17 protein-coding genes are annotated in these 19,325 nt (G+C 74.7%); 12 read left to right on the forward strand and 5 right to left on the reverse strand.

Annotated features, from left to right (window positions below):
• Positions 1-23: 23 nt before the first annotated feature.
• Together ACF1AK_RS01620 and ACF1AK_RS01625 are read right to left on the reverse strand one after the other, a co-directional pair.
• The gene (locus tag ACF1AK_RS01620) at positions 24-1,070 is read right to left on the reverse strand and encodes a DUF2510 domain-containing protein (RefSeq protein ID WP_391496758.1); all 1,047 of its coding nucleotides are present in this window, start codon (positions 1,068-1,070) and stop codon (positions 24-26) included.
• A 126-nt stretch (positions 1,071-1,196) separates the two neighbouring features.
• Positions 1,197-1,697: a GNAT family N-acetyltransferase gene (locus ACF1AK_RS01625; protein ID WP_391496759.1), complete on the reverse strand. Its 501-nt coding sequence runs from the start codon at positions 1,695-1,697 to the stop codon at positions 1,197-1,199.
• 115 nt (positions 1,698-1,812) lie between these two features.
• Between ACF1AK_RS01625 and ACF1AK_RS01630 the strand changes: the two genes are divergently transcribed.
• From ACF1AK_RS01630 to ACF1AK_RS01640, 3 genes are all read left to right on the forward strand, one after another.
• The gene (locus ACF1AK_RS01630; protein ID WP_391496760.1) at positions 1,813-2,718 is read left to right on the forward strand and encodes a TIGR01777 family oxidoreductase; all 906 of its coding nucleotides are present in this window, start codon (positions 1,813-1,815) and stop codon (positions 2,716-2,718) included.
• Positions 2,719-3,120: 402 nt separating this feature from the next.
• Positions 3,121-4,449 carry an NAD(P)/FAD-dependent oxidoreductase gene (locus ACF1AK_RS01635; RefSeq protein WP_391496761.1) on the forward strand — a complete coding sequence of 443 codons (1,329 nt, stop codon included), beginning with the start codon at positions 3,121-3,123 and terminating at the stop codon, positions 4,447-4,449.
• 74 nt (positions 4,450-4,523) lie between these two features.
• Positions 4,524-4,841, forward strand: a complete 318-nt coding sequence (locus ACF1AK_RS01640) for a hypothetical protein (RefSeq protein ID WP_391496762.1) — start codon at positions 4,524-4,526, stop codon at positions 4,839-4,841.
• A gap of 505 nt (positions 4,842-5,346) precedes the next feature.
• On the opposite strand, the gene ACF1AK_RS01645 is transcribed toward ACF1AK_RS01640, so the two are convergent.
• Complete coding sequence (locus tag ACF1AK_RS01645) at positions 5,347-7,182, reverse strand: regulator (RefSeq protein WP_391496763.1); 1,836 nt, start codon at positions 7,180-7,182, stop codon at positions 5,347-5,349.
• Positions 7,183-7,703: 521 nt separating this feature from the next.
• Between ACF1AK_RS01645 and ACF1AK_RS01650 the strand changes: the two genes are divergently transcribed.
• From ACF1AK_RS01650 to ACF1AK_RS01675, 6 genes are all read left to right on the forward strand, one after another.
• Positions 7,704-9,143: an MFS transporter gene (locus ACF1AK_RS01650; RefSeq protein ID WP_391496764.1), complete on the forward strand. Its 1,440-nt coding sequence runs from the start codon at positions 7,704-7,706 to the stop codon at positions 9,141-9,143.
• Positions 9,144-9,271: 128 nt separating this feature from the next.
• Entirely contained in the window at positions 9,272-11,215 is a 1,944-nt protein-coding gene (locus ACF1AK_RS01655; RefSeq protein WP_391497337.1) for a helix-turn-helix domain-containing protein, read from the forward strand.
• An 81-nt stretch (positions 11,216-11,296) separates the two neighbouring features.
• A complete protein-coding gene (lipB, locus tag ACF1AK_RS01660) occupies positions 11,297-12,067 on the forward strand; it encodes a lipoyl(octanoyl) transferase LipB (protein WP_391497338.1) in 771 nt (256 codons plus the stop codon).
• 141 nt (positions 12,068-12,208) lie between these two features.
• Positions 12,209-13,162, forward strand: coding sequence for a lipoyl synthase (lipA, locus tag ACF1AK_RS01665; RefSeq protein WP_344333782.1), 954 nt, complete (start codon positions 12,209-12,211; stop codon positions 13,160-13,162).
• 231 nt (positions 13,163-13,393) lie between these two features.
• A complete protein-coding gene (locus ACF1AK_RS01670) occupies positions 13,394-13,642 on the forward strand; it encodes a hypothetical protein (protein WP_391496765.1) in 249 nt (82 codons plus the stop codon).
• Between the two features lie 79 nt (positions 13,643-13,721).
• Positions 13,722-14,411 carry a DUF4191 domain-containing protein gene (locus tag ACF1AK_RS01675; RefSeq protein WP_380296774.1) on the forward strand — a complete coding sequence of 230 codons (690 nt, stop codon included), beginning with the start codon at positions 13,722-13,724 and terminating at the stop codon, positions 14,409-14,411.
• Positions 14,412-14,537: 126 nt separating this feature from the next.
• On the opposite strand, the gene ACF1AK_RS01680 is transcribed toward ACF1AK_RS01675, so the two are convergent.
• A complete protein-coding gene (locus ACF1AK_RS01680) occupies positions 14,538-15,005 on the reverse strand; it encodes an RDD family protein (protein WP_380296773.1) in 468 nt (155 codons plus the stop codon).
• A 280-nt stretch (positions 15,006-15,285) separates the two neighbouring features.
• Between ACF1AK_RS01680 and glnA the strand changes: the two genes are divergently transcribed.
• Positions 15,286-16,698 carry a type I glutamate--ammonia ligase gene (gene glnA / locus ACF1AK_RS01685; protein WP_391496766.1) on the forward strand — a complete coding sequence of 471 codons (1,413 nt, stop codon included), beginning with the start codon at positions 15,286-15,288 and terminating at the stop codon, positions 16,696-16,698.
• A gap of 206 nt (positions 16,699-16,904) precedes the next feature.
• Positions 16,905-17,549 carry an exonuclease gene (locus ACF1AK_RS01690; protein ID WP_391496767.1) on the forward strand — a complete coding sequence of 215 codons (645 nt, stop codon included), beginning with the start codon at positions 16,905-16,907 and terminating at the stop codon, positions 17,547-17,549.
• Here the strand turns inward: ACF1AK_RS01690 and ACF1AK_RS01695 are convergent.
• Entirely contained in the window at positions 17,536-18,753 is a 1,218-nt protein-coding gene (locus tag ACF1AK_RS01695) for a cytochrome P450 (protein WP_391496768.1), read from the reverse strand. The two genes, ACF1AK_RS01690 and ACF1AK_RS01695, sit on opposite strands and share 14 nt — an antisense overlap.
• A 168-nt stretch (positions 18,754-18,921) precedes the next feature.
• On the opposite strand from ACF1AK_RS01695, the gene ACF1AK_RS01700 reads away from it, so the two are divergent.
• The gene (locus ACF1AK_RS01700) at positions 18,922-19,278 is read left to right on the forward strand and encodes an arsenate reductase family protein (RefSeq protein WP_391496769.1); all 357 of its coding nucleotides are present in this window, start codon (positions 18,922-18,924) and stop codon (positions 19,276-19,278) included.
• The last annotated feature ends 47 nt before the right edge of the window (positions 19,279-19,325 follow it).

Raw genomic sequence — 19,325 nt, forward strand, 5'->3', positions numbered from 1 at the left:
CGGCGCCCGGCGCGCCGGGCCGCTCAGGTGGTGGAGCCGCCCGCCGCGCCGGTGTCCTGCTTGATGCCCTTGAGGATCTGGTCCAGGGCGGTGGGGTCGGGCGCTCCGGCGGCGTCGTCCACCCCTCCCTCGAAGGCCACGTAGCCGCCGCCCTTGGCCGGGACGGCCGCCATCAGGATGTAGCCCTTGCTGCCGTCCGCCGTCACGATGTGCCAGCGCACCGCGTAGCCGGAGATGCCGGCCACCGTGGTGCTGGACGAGCCGGCGTCGGTGTGCGAGGTGATGTTGGTGAAGATCGCCGCCGCGTAGGCCGGCATCGCCGCCTCGGCCGCCGCGCGGGCGGTGCTGCCGGAGATGGTGTCCTTCTCGATCGAGAACTGGCCGCGGATGCAGTTGCCGCCGCCGGGGCAGGTGTACTGGCCGGTGCCGAGGAAGACCGTCGAGTGCGAGCCCTCGGTGCTCGCCTCCCAGCCCTCGAAGACCGGCACCGTGATGGCGTGCTGCGGGTCCGCCACGGTGTCCTTGACCACCGGGGACGGGCGCGGCGGCGTGGTGGGCGGCGGCGAGACCGGTTTGGTGGTGGTCGGGGCCGGAGTCGTGGCGGTCGGGCTCGGGGTGTCGGTGACGGTGACGGTGGTCACCGGCTTCGGGTCGGCGGACGGGCCGTCGCCGCCGCTGTTGAGCGCGATGGCGGCGACGATGCCGACCACGGCCAGGACCCCGACCCCGATGCCGACGGCCGTGCCGGTCTTGATCCGGTTCGGCCGGGAGGGCGGCGGGTAGGCGGCCGGCGGGTAGCCGTAGCCCGGCGGGTTCTGCGCCGGGTAGCCGTAGCCGGGCTGTCCCTGCTGCGGAGCGCCGTACCCGTAGGAGGGCGGCGCGGACGCGGCGGGCTGGCCGCCGGGGCTCTGCCAGGAGACCTGTGTCGGGGCGTCGGCAATCGGGCCGCCGCCCGCCTGGACGGGGCGCACGTCACTGGTCCAGGCCGTGCCGTCCCACCAGCGCTCATGACCGGCCGTGCCGTCCGCACCCGGAACCGGGTACCACCCGGGAGGCGTCGAGTTGCTCACGGCAAGACCGTACCCGTCCGGGTGACGCTCCAGACAGACCGGGTTTGTCACGACTCTGCACCACCCGTGTACCGGCCCTGACGCCCCGTCAATTCTCGGCCCCGGGTCCGCGGGCCCCGCCGGGATTCAGCCGGCCAGCGGGCGGGCCATCCAGATGTCGTCGACGTACGCACCGTCGATGAGGAACTCCTCGGCGAGCGAGCCCTCCTCCACGAAGCCGCAGCGCGCGTAGAGCGCGCGGGCCGGGGCGTTGTGGCCGAGCACCCGCAGGCTGATCTTCCGGGCGCCCTGGGCCCGGGCCACCCGGCAGGCCTCCTCGACCAGCGCGACGCCGATGCCGCGGCCGCGGGCGGAGGCGTCGACGGCCAGGCCCTGGATCTGGCGCACGTGCTGGTTGCTGAGCAGCGGGGTCGCCGGGACGACCCGGACGTAACCGACGATCCGGCCGTCGAGCAGGGCGAGGTGGAACTGGTCCGGGGTGTGGCGCTCGTCGAACACCCCCGCGTCCTCGGCGGGCCGCTGGCCGACGTCGGCCAGCGGGGTCCAGGTGGCACGGTTGAGGACGGCGAGCTCCTGCTCGTCCTCGGCTCGGGCAGGTCGGATGATCAGATGGTCCGTTTCGCGCATGCGGGGCATGCTAACGAGCGGCGGCGCGGACGCGCACGGAATTACCGCCCCGCCCCGGGACCCGGCGGAGCGGGCGTTCCCGCCCGGACCGGCGTGCGGCTGCGAGGATGGGCGCATGAGAATCGCGGTCACAGGATCCACGGGACTGATCGGCTCGGCCCTCGTCGACTCGCTGCTGGCGGACGGGCACCAGGTGGTGCGGCTGGTCCGGCACCGCTCGAAGACCGGACCGCGGCCGGACGGCACCACCGCCATCGGCTGGAACCCGCTGCTGGGCCAGGTCGACCGGGCCGGGCTGGCCGGCGTCGACGCGGTGGTGCACCTCGCGGGCGCCGGTGTCGGCGACCGCCGCTGGAGCGAGTCCTACAAGCGGGAGATCCGGGAGAGCCGGGTGCTCGGCACCGAGACCCTGGCCGCCGCGCTGGCCGGGCTGGACGAGCCGCCGAAGGTCTTCGTCAGCGCCTCGGCGGTCGGCTACTACGGCCAGACCGGGGACCGGGTGATCGACGAGTCCTCGCCCGCCGGGGACGACTTCCTGGCCGGGGTCTGCACGGAGTGGGAGGCCGCCGCCGGACCGGCCGAACGGGCCGGGATCCGGGTGATCCACCCGCGCACCGGGCTGGTGCTCTCCGCGGCCGGCGGCGCGGGCGCGCGGCTCTTCCCGCTGTTCCGGCTCGGCCTCGGCGGGCGGCTCGGCGACGGCCGGCAGTACTGGAGCTTCATCTCGCTCGCCGACGAGGTCGCCGCGCTGCGCTTCCTGATCGACCGGGAGGACCTCGTCGGTCCGGTCAACCTGACCGCGCCGGAGCCGGTGACCAACGCCGAGCTGACGACCGCGCTCGGGCGGGCGCTGCACCGGCCGACGCCGTTCCCGGTGCCGAGGGCCGTGCTGGAGGCCGTCCTGGGCGAGCTGGCGGTCGAGGTGGTCGGCAGCCACCGGGTGGTGCCGCGCCGGCTGCTGGACGCGGGCTTCCGGTTCGCGCACCCGGACGTCGACTCGGCGGTGCGGGCGGCGCTCTGAGGAGGGGTCGGCGGGGCCGGGCGCGCGGTCGCGCCCGGCCCTTCGCGTAGCCGCGCTACTAGCCGCGCTACGACGTTCACCCTGGCCAGGGGCATATGCCGGGCGGAGGCCGGGCAACCGCCGCGAGGGGCTCCGGCAGGGGGCGCACGGGAGCACGGGACAGGCGCGTTGCACGCCCCCGGTGACCGTGCGCGCCCGCCGGGCGGCATCGCGGCCGGATCGGCGCACAGTCCGTGACGGCGCCCCCACTGGATGCGAGCCCTCCCCTTCCCCGCCCCCGATCCGGCCCGGTGGGACTGTCTGACCGCCGCACTGACGGGGCATCACACCGGTCGGACCGTGTCCCAGCACCCCGCTGCCTGCGCCGGCCCGAAACATCCGGGACCAGGGAGGGAGCCCCCCGTGCCCACGTACGACTTCATCCGCCGCACCCGCCGACAGTCCGATCCGGACGTCGTCGTGGTGGGAGCCGGCCTCGCGGGCCTCGCCGCCGCCCGCGTGCTCACCGGCCGCGGCCTCGCCGTCCAGGTCCTGGAGGCCGCGGACCGCATCGGCGGCCGCGCCGCCTCCCACGAACTGGACGGCTTCCGCCTCGACCACGGCAGCCACCTGCTGAACACCGCCTTCCCCGAGCCGCGCCGCGTGCTCGACCTCGACCGCCTCGACCTGCGCCCGCTCACCCCGGGCGTCCTGGTGCACCACGGCGGGCGCCGGTACCGGGTCGGGGACCCGCAGCTGACCACCGCCCGGCAGGCCGCCGCCCGGGCGCCGCTGGGCAGCCCGCTGGACAAGGCGCGCCTCGGCGGCTGGCTCAACCGGCTCGCCGCCACCCCGCCCGCCCGGCTGACGGCCCGGCCGGAGACCACCGCCGCCCGGGCGCTCGGCGAACGCGGGCTCGCCCCGCGGACCGTCGACGGCCTGCTGCGCCCGCTGCTCGGCGCCCTGCTCAGCGATCCCGCCCTGGGCACCAGCAGCCGGGTCGCCGACCTGGTGCTGCGCTGCTACGCGCGCGGCCGGCTCTGTCTGCCCGCCGGGGGGATCGAGGCCGTGCCGGCCCAGCTGGCCGCCGGCCTTCCCCCCGGCACCGTCCGCCCCGGAGTGCGGGTCACCGCGATCGCGGCGGACGGCGTGGAGACCGCCGGCCACGGGCGGATCGGCGCGCAGGCGGTGGTCGTCGCGACCGACCCCCGCTCCGCGGCGGAGCTGCTGCCCGGACTGCGGTTGCCGGACTTCCACCCCGTCACCACCTTCTACCACGCGGCCGACCGGGCCCCGCTCGGCGAGGCCGCCCTGCTGCTGGACGGCGACCGGCCGGGCGGGCGACCGTCGCTGGTCTCCCACTCGCTGGTGCTCAGCGAGCTGCACCCCTCGTACGCCCCGCCCGGGCAGGCGCTGATCGCCACCACCGTGCTCGGCCGCCGCAGCTTCGACTCCGGCGGGCCCGCCGCGCTGGAGCCCGCCGTGCGCGGACGGCTGGCGGAGCTCTACGGCACCCCGGCCGACGGCTGGCAGTTCCTCAGCGTGCGCCACCTGCCGGACGCGGTGCCGGCCATGCCGCCGCCGCACAACACCCGGCGCCCGGTGCGGCTGCTGGCCGGGCTGTACGTCTGCGGCGACCACCGGGACACCAGCAGCGTGCAGGGGGCGCTGGTCTCCGGACGGCGCGCGGCCGAGGCCGTGGTGCGCGACCTCGGGCTGCCGGCCGCCGCACGGGAGGCGGCGGCGGCCTGACGGCCCGCCACGACGGGGCACGCGGTCCGGCCGCCGGACCGGCGACGGCCGGAGACGGACCGGCGACGGGCCGCGTGCCGCTCTGCCGATGGGACCGCCGCGTCCTGCTCGGCCCCGACGTCCTGGGCCGGGCGCACGCCGACGCCCCGGTCGACGCGCGCTCTCCCCGTTCGGCCTGGCCGTGCCGGTGGTCCTGCCCTGACACGGGACCGGCCTCGCCCGGCCCCGTCCTGTCGGTGCTGCGCGGCTCCGGTGAGCTGCCCACCGGGTTCGGCGCGCTGGTCGTGGCCACCGGCGCGGTCGGTGGGTTCGGCCCGGTCCTCGCCGTGGCCGTGCTGCTCAGCGGCGACACTCCGGCGCGCACCGCCGTCGTCCGGCGGCCTTCGCGGTGATCACCGCCGTCGTGGTGGCCGGTGCCCCCCGCGCCCGCCCGGATGACCGGGCTGATCCGGCGCACCCTGTGCACCCTGCGCACCTCCGGCCGGTTCGCCGTGCGCACCGTGATCCCGCTGCTCGCCGCCCTGGTCGCCGCAGCACTCCGGCCGGAGCCGGACATGCTGCCCGGCGCGCCGGAGGGCATCGGCATCGGCTCCGGCTTCCTCGCCCCGGTGTTCCTTCGTGGTCGGCGGTACGGACCTCGGCCCGGACGCGCTGCTCGCCCCGGTCCTCCTGCTCCTGCTGCCGGCCCTGCGCGGGCCGCCCGCCAGCCCTGCTCGCTCCCCGCCGGGCCGGGGGCGGCGCGACCTGACCGCGCTCGGCCTGTCCGGGGCGGGCCGGCTCGCGGTGGTGCTGTTCGCGCTGACCGCGCAGCGGCTGCACTGGGGCGTCCGGCCGCCGGCCGCCGTCGGGGGCGGCCGGCCGCGGGTGAACGCCGGGAGCCGGTGGTCCTCGGGCCGGTCAGATCACCCCCGCCTGGCGGGCCGTCTCCTCGAACGCGCGGGCGACCGGGCTGCCCCGGTACGGGGTGAGCCGGCGGTGGAAGTCGCGCACGTACTCCAGCGACCGGGCCGACCGCATCTCCCCCGCCGCCCGCAGCGCGTCGGTCGCCATGCCACAGGCCTCGTCGAGGTCGCCCATGCCGAGCCGGGCGGTGGCCAGCACCAGCCGGCAGAAGATCCGGCTGCGGGCGTACGCGGGCGAGCGCAGCCGCAGCGACTTCTCGGCGTGCTGGGCGGCCGTCCGCCACTGCTGGAGGTCCCGGTAGCAGTGCGCGAACTCGTCGGAGAGCTGCGCCTCGTCGAAGAACCGCGCCCAGGACGGCAGGTCGTCCCCGGTCCGGGCGGCCGCCAGCGCCCGTTCGGCCCGCACCAGCGCGGTGGTGCAGGAGCGGACGTCGCCGAGCAGGCCGTGCCCGCGCGCCTCGGCGGCGTGCAGCAGCGCCTGCACGGTCGGCGGCACCGCCGGGCCCACGCCCTGCTGGGCGACCCGGGCCAGCTGGACCGCCTCCCGGCCGTGCCCGAGGTGCACGGCCTGCTGGCTCATCGTCACCAGGACGTAGCCGCCGAGCGCGCGGTCCCCGGCGGCCTGGGAGAGCCGCAGCGCCTGGACGAAGTAGCGCTGGGCCAGACCGTGCGCGGCGATGTCGAAGGACGTCCAGCCGGCCAGCCGGGTGAGGTCGGCGACGGCGCCGAACAGGGCGCGGCCGATCTGCTCGCCGTAGCGGCCGCGCAGCATCGGCTCGGCCTCGCTCTCCAGGTAGCGGACCAGCGCCTGGCGGGCGTGGCCGCCGCCGTAGGCGTGGTCCAGCGCGCGGAAGAGGTCGCCGACGGCGCGGATGGCGGCGATGTCGCCGCGGCCGACGCGCAGCGCGGGGCGCTGCTCGCGGCCGGCGTCGTGGTACGGCGGCTCGACGGCGATCGGCGGGCGGCGGCTCTGGGTGGGCACCCGGGCGCCGAGCGCGGCGGCGCCGGCCTGCGCGGCGGCGCCGGTGCCGGTCCGGGTGCCCGGGGCGGCGGCCGCGGCCGGGCCGCGCGGTCCGGGGCCGGCGGGCGCGCCGGGCGGTCCGGCGGGCAGCGGCGCACCGGCCGCGGGGTCGGGCCGCACCAGGGTGGAGCCGTCCCTGGCGACCCGCTCGTCGGTGCGGCCGATCAGCCAGTCGCGGCTGGGCACCACCAGGCCGGCCGGGGTGAAGGCGATCCGGCGCAGCTCGGACTGCGGCCCGTTGTCCTTGCGCCACATGCTCGCCACGATGTCCACCGCCTCCTGCGGCGTCTCGGCGAACTCCAGGCCGGCGTAGACCGGGGCGCAGGCGTCCAGGCCGAGGTCCTGCGCGGTGAGCCGGCGGCCGAGCCGCCGGGTGAACACCTCGGCGATCAGCGCCGGGGTGGCGCCGCGGGGCTGCTGGCCGCGGAGCCAGCGGGTGACGGAGGTCTTGTCGTAGCGCAGGTCGAGGCCGTGCTCCAGGCCGAGCTGGTCGACCCGGCGGGCCAGGCCGGCGTGCGAGAAGCCGGCCTCCTCGATCAGCGCGGCGAGCTGGAGGTTCTGGGTGGCGCCGGACGGCTGGTGCCGCTCGGGTGCGTGGCGCTCGGGCGGTGCGTGGCGCTCGGGCGGCACGGGCCGGTCGGCGGCCGCGTGCCGGTCGGCGGGTGTGGCCTGCTCGGGCAGCCGCAGGTCGGCGGCGGCGGCCGGGGCGTCGGGGGCGTCCGGAAGGGCCCGGCCGACCGGACCTCGGTGCTGGTCGAGCGGGTCGAGCGGTCCGTACGCCGGGCTGTCGGTTGCAGGCCTTTGGGGCATAGTCAGTCAACACCTCTCGGACGCCGCACCGGCTCCACCAGCGGTTCGGCTGCCTGTGGCGACGCCCCCTGTCGGGAATCGGCGTGAATGTAGCGAGCATTCGGGCGCTATGGGTGGTTCTGACCGAGCAATCCTCCGAACGGGTGAAGCATCCGCGCCCATTGTGGGGAAGACACCTCAGGGTGGGTTTGGCTTCGAGGGCGTCCGCCGGCCGACGGCCGCGCCGACGGCGCGATGGCGGGCAACACCACAGTTCAGCGGGGTGCTGTGGGGGGTCGCCACACAGCAGAGCGACCCCCGGATCGCCGCCCCTCCCGACCGCGGACAGCACGCCGACCCACCGGCCCCACCGCCCCCGCCGGCCCCCCGGTCCGGTCCGACGGCGCCCGGACGACCGCCGGCCGCATGGCTCCCACCCCCATGCCCGTACCTACGGATGTGGCGGCCGGTCACATAGTGCCGATCCCTCGCGCTTCCTACCGTGTGCCAACACCCTCCCCCGAGCCTGGAAGTGATGAGCCATGACGGCCACCGCCCCGGACCCATCGGACCGCGCGAGCAGGAGCTCGCTGCCCCGCGTCGTGGCAGCGAGTCTGATCGGTACCACCATCGAGTGGTACGACTACTTCCTCTACGGAACGGCCGCGGCGCTGGTGTTCGGGAAGCTGTTCTTCCCGACCAGCGATCCGCTCACCGGGACGCTGCTGTCCTTCCTCACCTATGCGATCGGCTTCGCGGCGCGGCCGCTCGGCGCCCTGGTGTTCGGCCACTTCGGGGACCGGGTGGGGCGCAAGCGGCTGCTCGTGGTGAGCCTGCTGCTGATGGGCGGGTCGACCACGCTGATCGGCTGCCTGCCGACGTACGACTCGATCGGGGTGGCCGCCCCGGTGCTGCTGACCACGCTGCGGCTGGTGCAGGGGTTCGCGCTCGGCGGGGAGTGGGGCGGCGCCGTGCTGCTGGTGTCGGAGCACGGGGACGCCCGGCGGCGCGGCTTCTGGGCATCCTGGCCGCAGGGCGGTGCACCGGCCGGCAATCTGCTGGCGGCCGGAGTGCTGTCGCTGATGACGAGCCTGCAGTCGGACGCGGCGTTCCTGGCCTGGGGGTGGCGGGTGCCGTTCCTGCTGTCCGCGGTGCTGGTCGGGGTCGGGATGTGGATCCGGCTGGCGGTGGACGAGTCGCCGCTGTTCAAGGAGGCGCTGGCCCGGGCGGAGCGGCGCGGGAAGGCCGAGCAGCCGCCGCTGGTGGGGGTGTTGCGGCACCACTGGCGGGAGGTGCTGGTCGCGATGGGCGCCCGGATGGCGGAGAACATCTCCTACTACGTGATGACCACCTTCGTCCTGGCCTACGCCGTCTCGCACGTGCACCTCCCCAAGCAGACCGCGCTGAACGCCGTCCTGATCGCCTCGGCCGTCCAGTTCGCGCTGATCCCGCTCTTCGGCGCGCTCTCCGACCGGGTCGGGCGCAAGCCGGTGTACCTGGTGGGCGCGGTCGGCGTCGGGGTGTGGGCGTTCGTCTTCTTCGGGATGATCGACACCGCGTCGTTCGGGTCGCTGGTGCTCGCGGTGACCGTCGGACTGGTCTTCCACAGCGCGATGTACGCCCCCCAGGCCGCCTTCTTCTCCGAGCTGTTCGCCACCCGGTTGCGCTACTCCGGCGCCTCGATCGGGGCCCAGTTCGCCTCGGTGGCGGCCGGCGCCCCCGCCCCGCTGATCGCCACCGCGCTGCTGAAGGACTACGGCAGCTCCACCCCGATCTCGGTGTACGTGGCGATCGCGGCGGCCGTCACGGTGCTGGCGGTGCTCTGCGCGCGGGAGACCCGCGGGCACGACCTGGCGGAGGCGGAGGAGGCACCGGAGCAGGCATCGGAGCAGACGCCGGGGCAGACGCCGGAGCAGCGCGCGGACGCGGAGCGGGGCGCGGGAGCGGCGGCACCGGCGGCCGGGAAGGCGGCCACCGCCTGACGGGGCGTCCGGCGGCCGCGCGCACCACCGCGTGCGCGCCGGCCGCCGACGACCGGCCGGGCCGAGCAGCTACGATCTCGCTTCCCTCCCCGGAGCACGTACACCCCCTGTCGATGGGCGGCCACGCCATGAACGACCTCCCCACCAGCTCGGCGCCCGCGCTCCGCCGCCTGCTGGACCTGCTCGCCTCCGGTGCCGCCACCGAGGACTTCGCCGACGTGCTCGCCGACGCCCGCCGGCAGGGCGCGCCGGCCGCCGTGCTGAGCGAGATCGACGACGCCACCTGGCAGGCGCTGCGGGTCCACCGCACGATGCGCCAGCACCGGCGCCGGGAGGCCGAGCTGACGGCGCTGTTCGACACCGCCGGCGACCTCGCCGCCTCCCGGGACCTCGACGCCGTGCTGCAGGCGATCGTCCGCCGGGCCCGGATGCTGCTCGGCACCGACACCGCCTATCTGACCCTCCCGGACGAGGGCGCCGGCGACACCTACATGCGGGTCACCGACGGCTCGGTCTCGGTGCTCTTCCAGACCCTGCGGCTCAGCCTCGGCGACGGCCTCGGCGGCCTGGTCGCGCAGACCGCCCGCCCGTACGCCACCCCCGACTACCGCGCCGACGAGCGGTTCCACCACACCGGCACCATCGACGCGGGCGTGCTCGACGAGGGCCTGGTGGCGATCATCGGCGTCCCGCTGCTGCTCGGCGGGCGGGTGATCGGCGTGCTGTTCGCCGCCGACCGCTCGCCGCGCGCGTTCTCCCCCGACGAGGTCGCGCTGCTCTGCTCGCTGGCCGCGCATGCCGCGATCGCGCTGGACACCGCCAGGTCGCTCGCCGACACCCGGGCCGCGCTCGCCGAGCTGAACAGCGCCAACGAGCTGATCCGCGCCCACTCCGCCGCCGTCCAGCGCGCCGAACAGGGCCACGACCGGCTCACCGACCTGGTGCTGCGCGGGGCCGAGGTGCCGGACGTCGCCGCGGCGGTGGCCGCCCTGCTCGGCGGCGAGATAGCCGTTCTGGACGCCGAGGGCGAGCCGCTCGCCGGACGGGCCGGCGCGCCGGGCACCGGGCTGGCCGAGGCGGCGGCCGCGTCCCGGGCCGAGGGGCGCGCGGTGCGCCACGGCGGGGCCTGGGTCTGCGCGGTGCTGGCCGGGCAGGAGCAGCTCGGCACCCTGGTGCTGCGCGGCCGCCCCGACCTCGACGACGCCGACCGCCGGCTGTTCGAGCGGGCCGGTGTGGTGACCGCGCTGCTCCTGCTGCTGCGGCGCTCGGTCGCCGAGGCCGAGAACCGGGTGCGCGGCGAGCTGCTGGCCGACCTGCTCACCGCCCCCGACCGGGACCCGGCCGGGCTGACCGCGCGCGGCCGCCGGCTGGGCGTGGACCTCGGCCGCCCGCACCTGGTGCTGGTCGCGGAACCGGGCGACGCCCGGGACAGCGGCGCCCGCTCCCGGCTGGCGGGCGCCGCCGGGCGGTACCTGTTCGGCTCGCGGGGCATCAGCGCGGAGCACGGCGAGGCGGTGGTGCTGCTGGTCCCGGACGAGGACGGCGCCCAGGGCGCCGAGGGCGCGGACGACCCCGGGGACGGCGCGCAGCGGGCGGCCGGACGGGCCGCCGAGCGGCTGGCCCGGCTGGCCGGATTCCCGGTCACGGTCGGCGCCGGCCGTCCCGCCGCCGGACCGGTGGCGCTGGCCGCCGCGTACGCCGAGGGGCTGCGCTGCGTCCGGGCGCTGCGGGTGCTCGGCCGGTCCGGCGAGGGCGCCTCGGCACGGGCGCTCGGCTTCCTGGGGGTGCTGCTCGGCGACGGCCACGACGTGGCGGGCTTCGTCCGCGGGACGCTGGGCCCGCTGCTGGAGTACGACGCCCGGCGCGGCACCGAGCTGGTCCGCACCCTGCGCGCGTACTTCGACTGCGGCGGCAGCCTGACCCGGGCCAAGGACGAGCTCCACGTCCACGTGAACACCGTGGTGCAGCGGCTGGACCGGGTCGAGGTGCTGCTCGGCCGGGACTGGAACGGCCCGGAGCGCTCCCTGGAGCTCCAGCTGGCGCTGCGGCTCCAGCTGCTGTCCGGTTCGTGACGCCCCGGGCGTACAGTGGCGAGGTTGGTCTCGAACGCCTGGCAAGGAGCAGCGGTGAGCGAGAACGTGCGGTTCATACGCATGGGCATCGGTGAGGGCGCCGTCCCGTACCAGGAGGCCTGGGAGGAGCAGCAGCGGCTGCACGCCCTGCGGGTCGCGGACGAGATCCCGGACACCGTGCTGCTGCTGGAGCACCAGCCCGTGTACACCATGGGCAAGCGCACCAACCCCGCCGACCTTCCCCTGGACGGCACCCCCGTGGTGGAGGTCAACCGGGGCGGCGAGATCACCTGGCACGGCCCCGGCCAGCTGGTCGGCTACCCGATCGTCAAGCTGCCGGACCCGATCGACGTGATCGCGTACGTGCGGCGGCTGGAGGAGGCGCTGATCCGGGCCGCCGGGGCGTTCGGCGTGGAGACCACCCGGGTCGAGGGCCGCAGCGGCGTCTGGGTGCTGGGCCGGTCCATCCCGGACGCGGTGGTGGACCCGGACCAGGTGGTCGACATCGGCAAGCTCACCCTGCGGATGGGCCTGCCGCTGGGCATCGATCCGCGGCTGGCCGGGCCCGAGTACGCGCCGTCCAACGCCGGGCAGCGCGGCGACGACCGCAAGCTGGCCGCGATCGGCGTCCGGGTCGCGCGCGGGGTGACCATGCACGGCTTCGCGCTGAACTGCGACCCGGACATGACCTGGTTCGACAAGATCGTGCCCTGCGGCATCCGGGACGCCGGGGTCGCCTCGCTGGCCGGCGAGCTGGGCCGGGACCTCACCGTCTCCGAGGCGCTGCCGCTGGTCGAGAAGCACCTGGCCGAGGTGCTCGCCGAGCTCCCGGAGCCGGCCCCCGGCCGCTGAGGCCCGCCGCCCCGGACGGATCCCGGGAATCTACCCACCGGTAGCCCTGTTGCCCTGCGATTGCGGGGCCGCAGCCCCGACCAAGGCCGTACAAGCACAGGCGTACCCTGGGGGTACCCCGTCTAGTTCTAGGAGTCGCACGTGTCCGCTGTCGCACCCGACGGCAGGAAGCTTCTCCGCCTGGAGGTCCGCAACAGCGAGACCCCCATCGAGCGGAAGCCCGAGTGGATCAAGACCCGCGCGAAGATGGGCCCGGAGTACAACGCCCTCCAGTCGCTGGTGAAGAAGGAGGGGCTGCACACGGTCTGCCAGGAGGCCGGCTGCCCCAACATCTTCGAATGCTGGGAGGACCGCGAGGCGACCTTCCTCATCGGCGGCGACCAGTGCACCCGCCGCTGCGACTTCTGCCAGATCGACACCGGCAAGCCCGCCGAGTTCGACCGGGACGAGCCGCGCCGCGTCGCCGAGTCCATCGTCACCATGGACCTGAACTACGCCACCATCACCGGTGTCGCCCGTGACGACCTGCCGGACGGCGGCGCCTGGCTGTACGCCGAGACCGTGCGCCAGGTGCACGCGATGACCGCCGGCCGCGAGGGCGGCCGCACCGGCGTCGAGCTGCTGATCCCGGACTTCAACGCGGTGCCGGAGCAGCTGGCCGAGGTCTTCTCGTCCCGCCCCGAGGTACTGGCGCACAACGTCGAGACGGTGCCGCGGATCTTCAAGCGGATCCGCCCCGCCTTCCGCTACGAGCGCTCGCTGGACGTCATCACCCAGGCGCGCGCCGCCGGGCTGGTCACCAAGTCCAACCTGATCCTGGGCATGGGCGAGACCCGCGAGGAGGTCAGCCAGGCGCTGGCCGACCTGGTCGGCGCCGGCTGCGAGCTGATCACCATCACCCAGTACCTGCGCCCCTCGCTGCGCCACCACCCGGTGGAGCGGTGGGTCAAGCCGCAGGAGTTCGTCGAGCTGCAGGAGGAGGCCGAGGAGCTCGGCTTCGCCGGTGTGATGTCCGGTCCGCTGGTCCGCTCGTCGTACCGCGCCGGGCGGCTGTACCGGCAGGCGCTGGAGCGCCGCGAGCAGGCCTCGGTCTGAGCGCGGGCCGCGCGGCCGCGGGTGCGCGCACCTGAGCGGCTTCGAGCGCGTTGAACGCGTTCGGCGCATTCGAGCCATGCGGAAGGGCGGAGCCTCGGCTCCGCCCTTCCGCGTTCACTCCGCTTTGACTGCCAGGTCACGGACTGGTAACACGGGGTGGTGATGATGGACTCGTCGCGATTGTTCGATTCTTCTCAGCCACGGCCGCGGCCGCGAGGGGAGCTGTTCGGCATGGAGATGCGGATCCGGTCGGTGGGCGTCGCGCTGCGGTTCGCCGAGAGCGTCCTGCTGTCCGGCGGACAGCGACGGGCCCGGCACAACGCCTGGGCGGCGGTGTGCGAGAACCGCCGCCACGCGGCCGACCGCCGGCACGACGCGCAGGCCCCGGGGGCGGCGAACGGTCCCGCGAGCGGCCCTGCGACCGGGCCGTCGACGGGCCGGCCGGCGGGCCGGCCGGGGCGCCGGCAGCCGCTTCCGTAGGGGCACACGGGTCACGGTTCGGGGCGAACGGGCACCCGGGCTTGGATATCCCGTACCCACGCCACGTACCATGAGCGTTATGGCGAGGGAAACATCCGAGAACCCCGGGCGGCTGAAGCAGATCCGCCTGGCGTACACCATGACCAAGAAGGTCGACACCAAGATCGGCCTGATCATCGCCGGCGTCGGCCTGCTGACCTTCGGCGTGTTCCTCGCCATCGGCTTCGCGATCGAGCACCCCGTCTACCTGGGCATCCTGGGCTTCATCGTGGCCTTCCTGGCCATGGCGATCGTCTTCGGGCGCCGGGCCGAGCGCGCCGCGTTCGGGCAGATGGAGGGGCAGCCGGGCGCCGTCGCGGCGGTGCTGAACAACATCCGGCGCGGCTGGAGTGCCAACTCCACCCCGGTGGCCGTGACCCGCAGCCAGGACGCGGTCTACCGCGCCGTGGGCCGGGCCGGCATCGCGCTGATCGGTGAGGGCAACCCGAACCGGGTCCGCCAGCTGCTCGCGTCGGAGAAGAAGAAGATGGCCCGGGTCGTCGGCGACGTGCCGGTGCACGACATCGTGGTGGGCAACGGCGAGGGCGAGGTCCCGCTCAAGAAGCTGCAGATCCACCTGATGCGTCTGCCGCGCGCCATCACGCCCGCCCAGGTCACCGAGACCAACGACCGCCTGCGCGCGCTGGGCGACCTGCTCTCCAAGGCGCCCATCCCCAAGGGCCCGATGCCCAAGGGCGCCCGGATGCCCAAGGGCGGCCAGGTCCGCTGAGCCCCTCCCCCGTCGACAGCACGAGAACGGCCCCGCCGCGGAAGCTCCGCGGCGGGGCCGTTCGACGTTCTCCGGCTCGACGTTCGCTCCGGCCCTGCCGTGCGCCCCGGCGCGCCGGGCGTCCGCTCAGATCCGGACCTCGACCGTGCCGACCGCCTTGTCGTGCAGCCCCCGGGTGTCCCGGTCCCAGACCAGCGCCGGCACCAGCAGGCAGAGCAGCAGGGTGCGCAGCATCACCTGGGGGATGGTCGCCCGGCTGCCGTCCAGGCGGACGACCCGCAGCCCGAACAGCCGCTTGCCGACGGTCGTCCCGGTGGTGGCGAGCAGCAGCACGGTGACGGCGAAGAACAGCGGGGTGGTCCACATGTTCGCCGAGGACGCCGAGCCCTTGCCGATCAGCCCGTAGGCGACGAGGGCGACCAGCCAGCCGTCGACGAACAGCGCGCCCATCCGGCGGCCGGGGCCTGCGATCGAGCCGGGGCCCTCCTTGGGCAGTCCGAGGCGCTCACCGCGGTACCCGAAGTCGGCACCCATCTTCTCGGCGGCCGCCTTCGGGCCGTCGATCCACGATCCCAACGCTTCTCTGGTGTCCACGAATCCACACTAACCGGGCGAACGCCGGGGACGGCCACCGCCTCCCCCGCCGGGCCCGCCACCGGAGAGTGAATCGGCCCTCACCGGCTTTCCGCTCCTCCCACTGGTGGTCTAGTCCACTACAGCGACTCCACCTGGCGCGGCGGGGCGTTTTGTCCAGCCCCGTACGGCTTTGCCGCCCGCCCGGCGAGGGCGGTTAACATTCAGGAAACGAGTGGGTCACCGGCCGGAAACGGCCCGTTCCTAGGGTGAGCCCCATTCGCAACACCGAGGAGGATGGATGTTCAACAACGCCGCCGAAGTGAAGCAGTTCATCCAGGACAACGACGTGAAGTTCGTCGACGTCCGCTTCTGCGACCTGCCGGGCGTCTTGCAGCACTTCTCCGTACCCGCGGCGACGTTCGACCCGTCCGAGGTCCTGATGTTCGACGGTTCGTCGATCCGCGGCTTCCAGGCCATCCACGAGTCCGACATGGCCCTGGTCCCCGACCTCGCCACCGCCCGGCTCGACCCGTTCCGCCAGGAGAAGCACCTCAATATCAACTTCTTCATCCAGGACCCGGTGACCGGCGAGGCCTACAGCCGCGACCCGCGCAACGTCGCCAAGAAGGCCGAGGCCTACCTCGCCTCCTCCGGCATCGCGGACACCGCGTTCTTCGGCCCCGAGGCCGAGTTCTACGTCTTCGACTCGGTCCGGTTCGACACCAGCGCCAACGCCTCCTACTACCACATCGACTCCGAGGCCGGCGCCTGGAACAGCGGCTCCACCGAGGGCGACGTCCGCGGCTACAAGGTCAAGTACAAGGGCGGCTACTTCCCCGTCCCGCCGGTCGACCACTTCGCCGACCTGCGCGCGGAGATGTCCCTGGAGCTGGCCCGGGCCGGCCTGGAGGTCGAGCGCCAGCACCACGAGGTCGGCACGGCCGGCCAGGCGGAGATCAACTACCGGTTCAACACCCTGCTGCACGCCGCCGACGACCTGATGCTGTTCAAGTACATCATCAAGAACGTCGCCTGGCGCAACGGCAAGACGGCCACCTTCATGCCGAAGCCGATCTTCGGCGACAACGGCTCGGGCATGCACGTCCACCAGTCGCTGTGGACCGAGGGCTCGCCGCTCTTCTACGACGAGCAGGGCTACGCGGGCCTCTCCGACACGGCCCGCTACTACATCGGCGGCCTGCTCAAGCACGCCCCGTCGCTGCTCGCCTTCACCAACCCCTCGGTGAACTCCTACCACCGCCTGGTCCCCGGCTTCGAGGCCCCGGTCAACCTGGTCTACTCCCAGCGCAACCGCTCCGCCGCGATCCGCATCCCCATCACCGGCTCCAACGCCAAGGCCAAGCGCATCGAGTTCCGCGCCCCCGACCCCTCCTCCAACCCGTACCTGGCCTTCGCCGCCATGCTGATGGCGGGCCTGGACGGCATCAAGAACAAGATCGAGCCCCTGGAGCCGGTCGACAAGGACCTCTACGAACTGGCCCCCGAGGACCACGCCAACGTCCCCCAGGTCCCGTCCTCCCTCCCCGCCGTCCTGGAAGCCCTCGAAGCCGACCACGAGTACCTGCTCGCCGGCAACGTCTTCACCCCGGACCTCATCGAGACCTGGATCGACTTCAAGCGCACCCAGGAGATCGCCCCCATCGCCCTCCGCCCCCACCCGCACGAGTTCGAGCTCTACTACGACCTGTAGAGGGGCCTGGTCGTACCTGCGGGAACGCAGGCCGGCCTCTCGCCGCTTCCGCCGGCCGGCACCCCGCCGACCGGCGGAAGCGGCGTTCCGTCTCCCTGCCGCGGCTGCTGGTTCACGGTCGCGGACGGATCCGCCGGGCCCGGGTGCGGGGCGGGCCCGGCGAAACCCGGTGGCCGGTGTGGCGTCCGGGCCGCCAGACTCGGCGCATGGCAACGAGGAGCGGGGCGGCGCCCAAGGTCACGCCGACGGTGTACGTGTCGGTGGACGTCGAGGCGGACGGTCCGATCCCCGGCCCCTACTCGATGGTGAGCTTCGGCGCGGTGGTCGCCGGGTGGCACGACGCGGACGGCTTCCGGCCGTCGCCCCCGGACGGCCGGGCGCCGGGCTTCTACCAGGAGCTGCGGCCCGTCTCCGACACGTGGGTGCCCGAGGCACTGGCCGTCTCGGGGCTGGACCGCGCGGCACTGCTCGCCGACGGCACCGATCCGGCGCTCGCCATGGGCCGGTTCACCCGCTGGCTGGACCAGGTGCGCACCGGACCGGACGGACGGCGGTACCGGCCGGTGATGGTGGGCTATCCCGCCGTCTACGACTGGCAGTTCCTCCACTGGTACCTGGTCCGGTTCACCGGCTCCAGCCCCTTCGGCCACTCGGGCTGCCTGGACATCAAGACGCTGTACGCGGCGCGCGCGGGCGTGCCGTTCGCCGGGATCGGCAAGCGCTCCATGCCGGCGGAACTGCTCCCCGGCCTCCCCCACACCCACCACGCCCTCGACGACGCCCGGGAGCAGGCCGTGCTGTTCGCCAACCTGATGGCGTGGGACGGGCTCGCGACGGTCAGCGGATCGTGACGGGCAGGGTCTCGTAGCCGCGCAGGACGAGGCGGTCGCGGCGGACGGGGACGCCGCCGGGAGCCAGCCGTGGGAAGCGGTCGAGGAGCGCGGGGACGGCGATGCCGGCCTCCAGGCGGGCGAGTTGGCTGCCGAGGCAGAAGTGCGCGCCGCCGCCGAAGCTGAGCGGCTGGCTGTCGGTGCGGGTGGGGTCGAAGCGGTCCGGGCAGGGGTAGCGGGCCGGGTCGTGGTTGGCGGCGCCCAGCAGGGCGAACACCACGGTGCCGGTCGGGGTCGGCAGACCGGCCACCGCGAGTCCGGGGGCGGTGGCGACCCGGGAGGTCACCTGGACCGGCGAGTCGTAGCGCAGCACCTCGTCGGTGAAGAGCGAGGGGTCGAGCGCGCCGGTGCGCAGGCCCTCGGCGGCCTCCGGGTGGCGGAACAGCAGGGCGAGGCCGTTGCCGAGGAGGTTGGTGGTGGTCTCGAAGCCGGCCACCAGGAGCAGGACGAGGTTGCTCAGCAGTTCCTCGCCGGAGATCCGGTCCGGGGACTCTGCGGCGATCCGGGCCAGGTCGCTGACCAGGTCCCCGGTCGGACGGGCCAGCCGCTCGGCGGTCAACTCCTCGAAGTAGGCGGCGAGTTCCACGGCCGCGGTGTCGGCGGCGGCCAGCTCGCCGAAGTCCTGGATGAGTTCCAGGGCGATGGTGAGGTCCGAGGCGAGGCCGCGGAAGCGGTCGCGGTCGGCGGCGGGAACCCCGAGCAGCTCGCAGATCACCTCGACCGGGAGGCGGAAGGCGAAGGCGTCCATGAAGTCCACCGGCGAGCCGTCGGCACCGCGGCCGGCCAGTTCGTCGAGCAGCCGGACCACCGTGGCCTCGATCGCCGGCCGCAGGGCGGCCACCCGGCGGGCGTTGAAGGCCGAGGCGATGAGCGAGCGGACCCGGCCGTGGTCGGGCGCGTTGCGCTGGAGGATCGAGCGCCCGAACAGCCCGATGGAGGGGTGGGCGAGCAGTTCCGCCTGGTCGGCGGCGAGGGCGTGGGGGTCCTCCAGCGCGAAGGCGGGGTCGCGCAGCACCTGGTTGACGGCGGCGTGGCCGACCACCAGGACCGCCCCGGGCCCGGCCGGAGCGGCCGGGCCGAGCTCGTGCGCCCGCGCGTACAGCGGATAGGGGTCGAACCGCCCCTCGGTGGTCATGAGCTGCTCGATGATCGACGCGCCGTCCATCCGGCCATCCCCTCCGTGGATCCGACTCCCGGACTGACAACTGTTGGTGGACGGAAGGGAGTTCCCGGGGAGCGGCGGACCGGCGCGCAGCGGGCGACCGTGGCCCGGCCGCAGCGGCGCACGGCGAGGACGCCGGGGCCGGGTGGCGACGGTCGGTAGGGTGGTGGGATGGAGATCTGGATCAACCCGCGTTGCGGGAAGTGCCGTAGCGCGCTGAAGGAACTGGAGGGCGCGGGCCTCACGTACACCGTGCGGCGTTACCTGGAGGACCCGCCGAGCGTCGCCGAGCTGGAGCAGGTGCTGGAGCGGCTGGGCCTGGAGCCGTGGGACATCGCCCGGACCGACGAGCAGGCGGCCAAGGACCTCGGCATGAAGCAGTGGGGCCGGGAGGCGGGCGACCGGGCGCGCTGGCTCGCGGCGATGGCCGAGCACCCGATCCTGATCCAGCGCCCGATCATCACCGCGGACGACGGGCACGCGGTGGTCGCCCGCACCCCCGAGGCGCTCAAGTCCGTCCTGTCGTAGGTCCAGGCCTGCCGGGGTCAAGGCCTGCCGGGGTTCCGGCCCGACGG

This window comes from Kitasatospora sp. NPDC015120 (assembly GCF_043080305.1).
Classification (GTDB): domain Bacteria; phylum Actinomycetota; class Actinomycetes; order Streptomycetales; family Streptomycetaceae; genus Kitasatospora.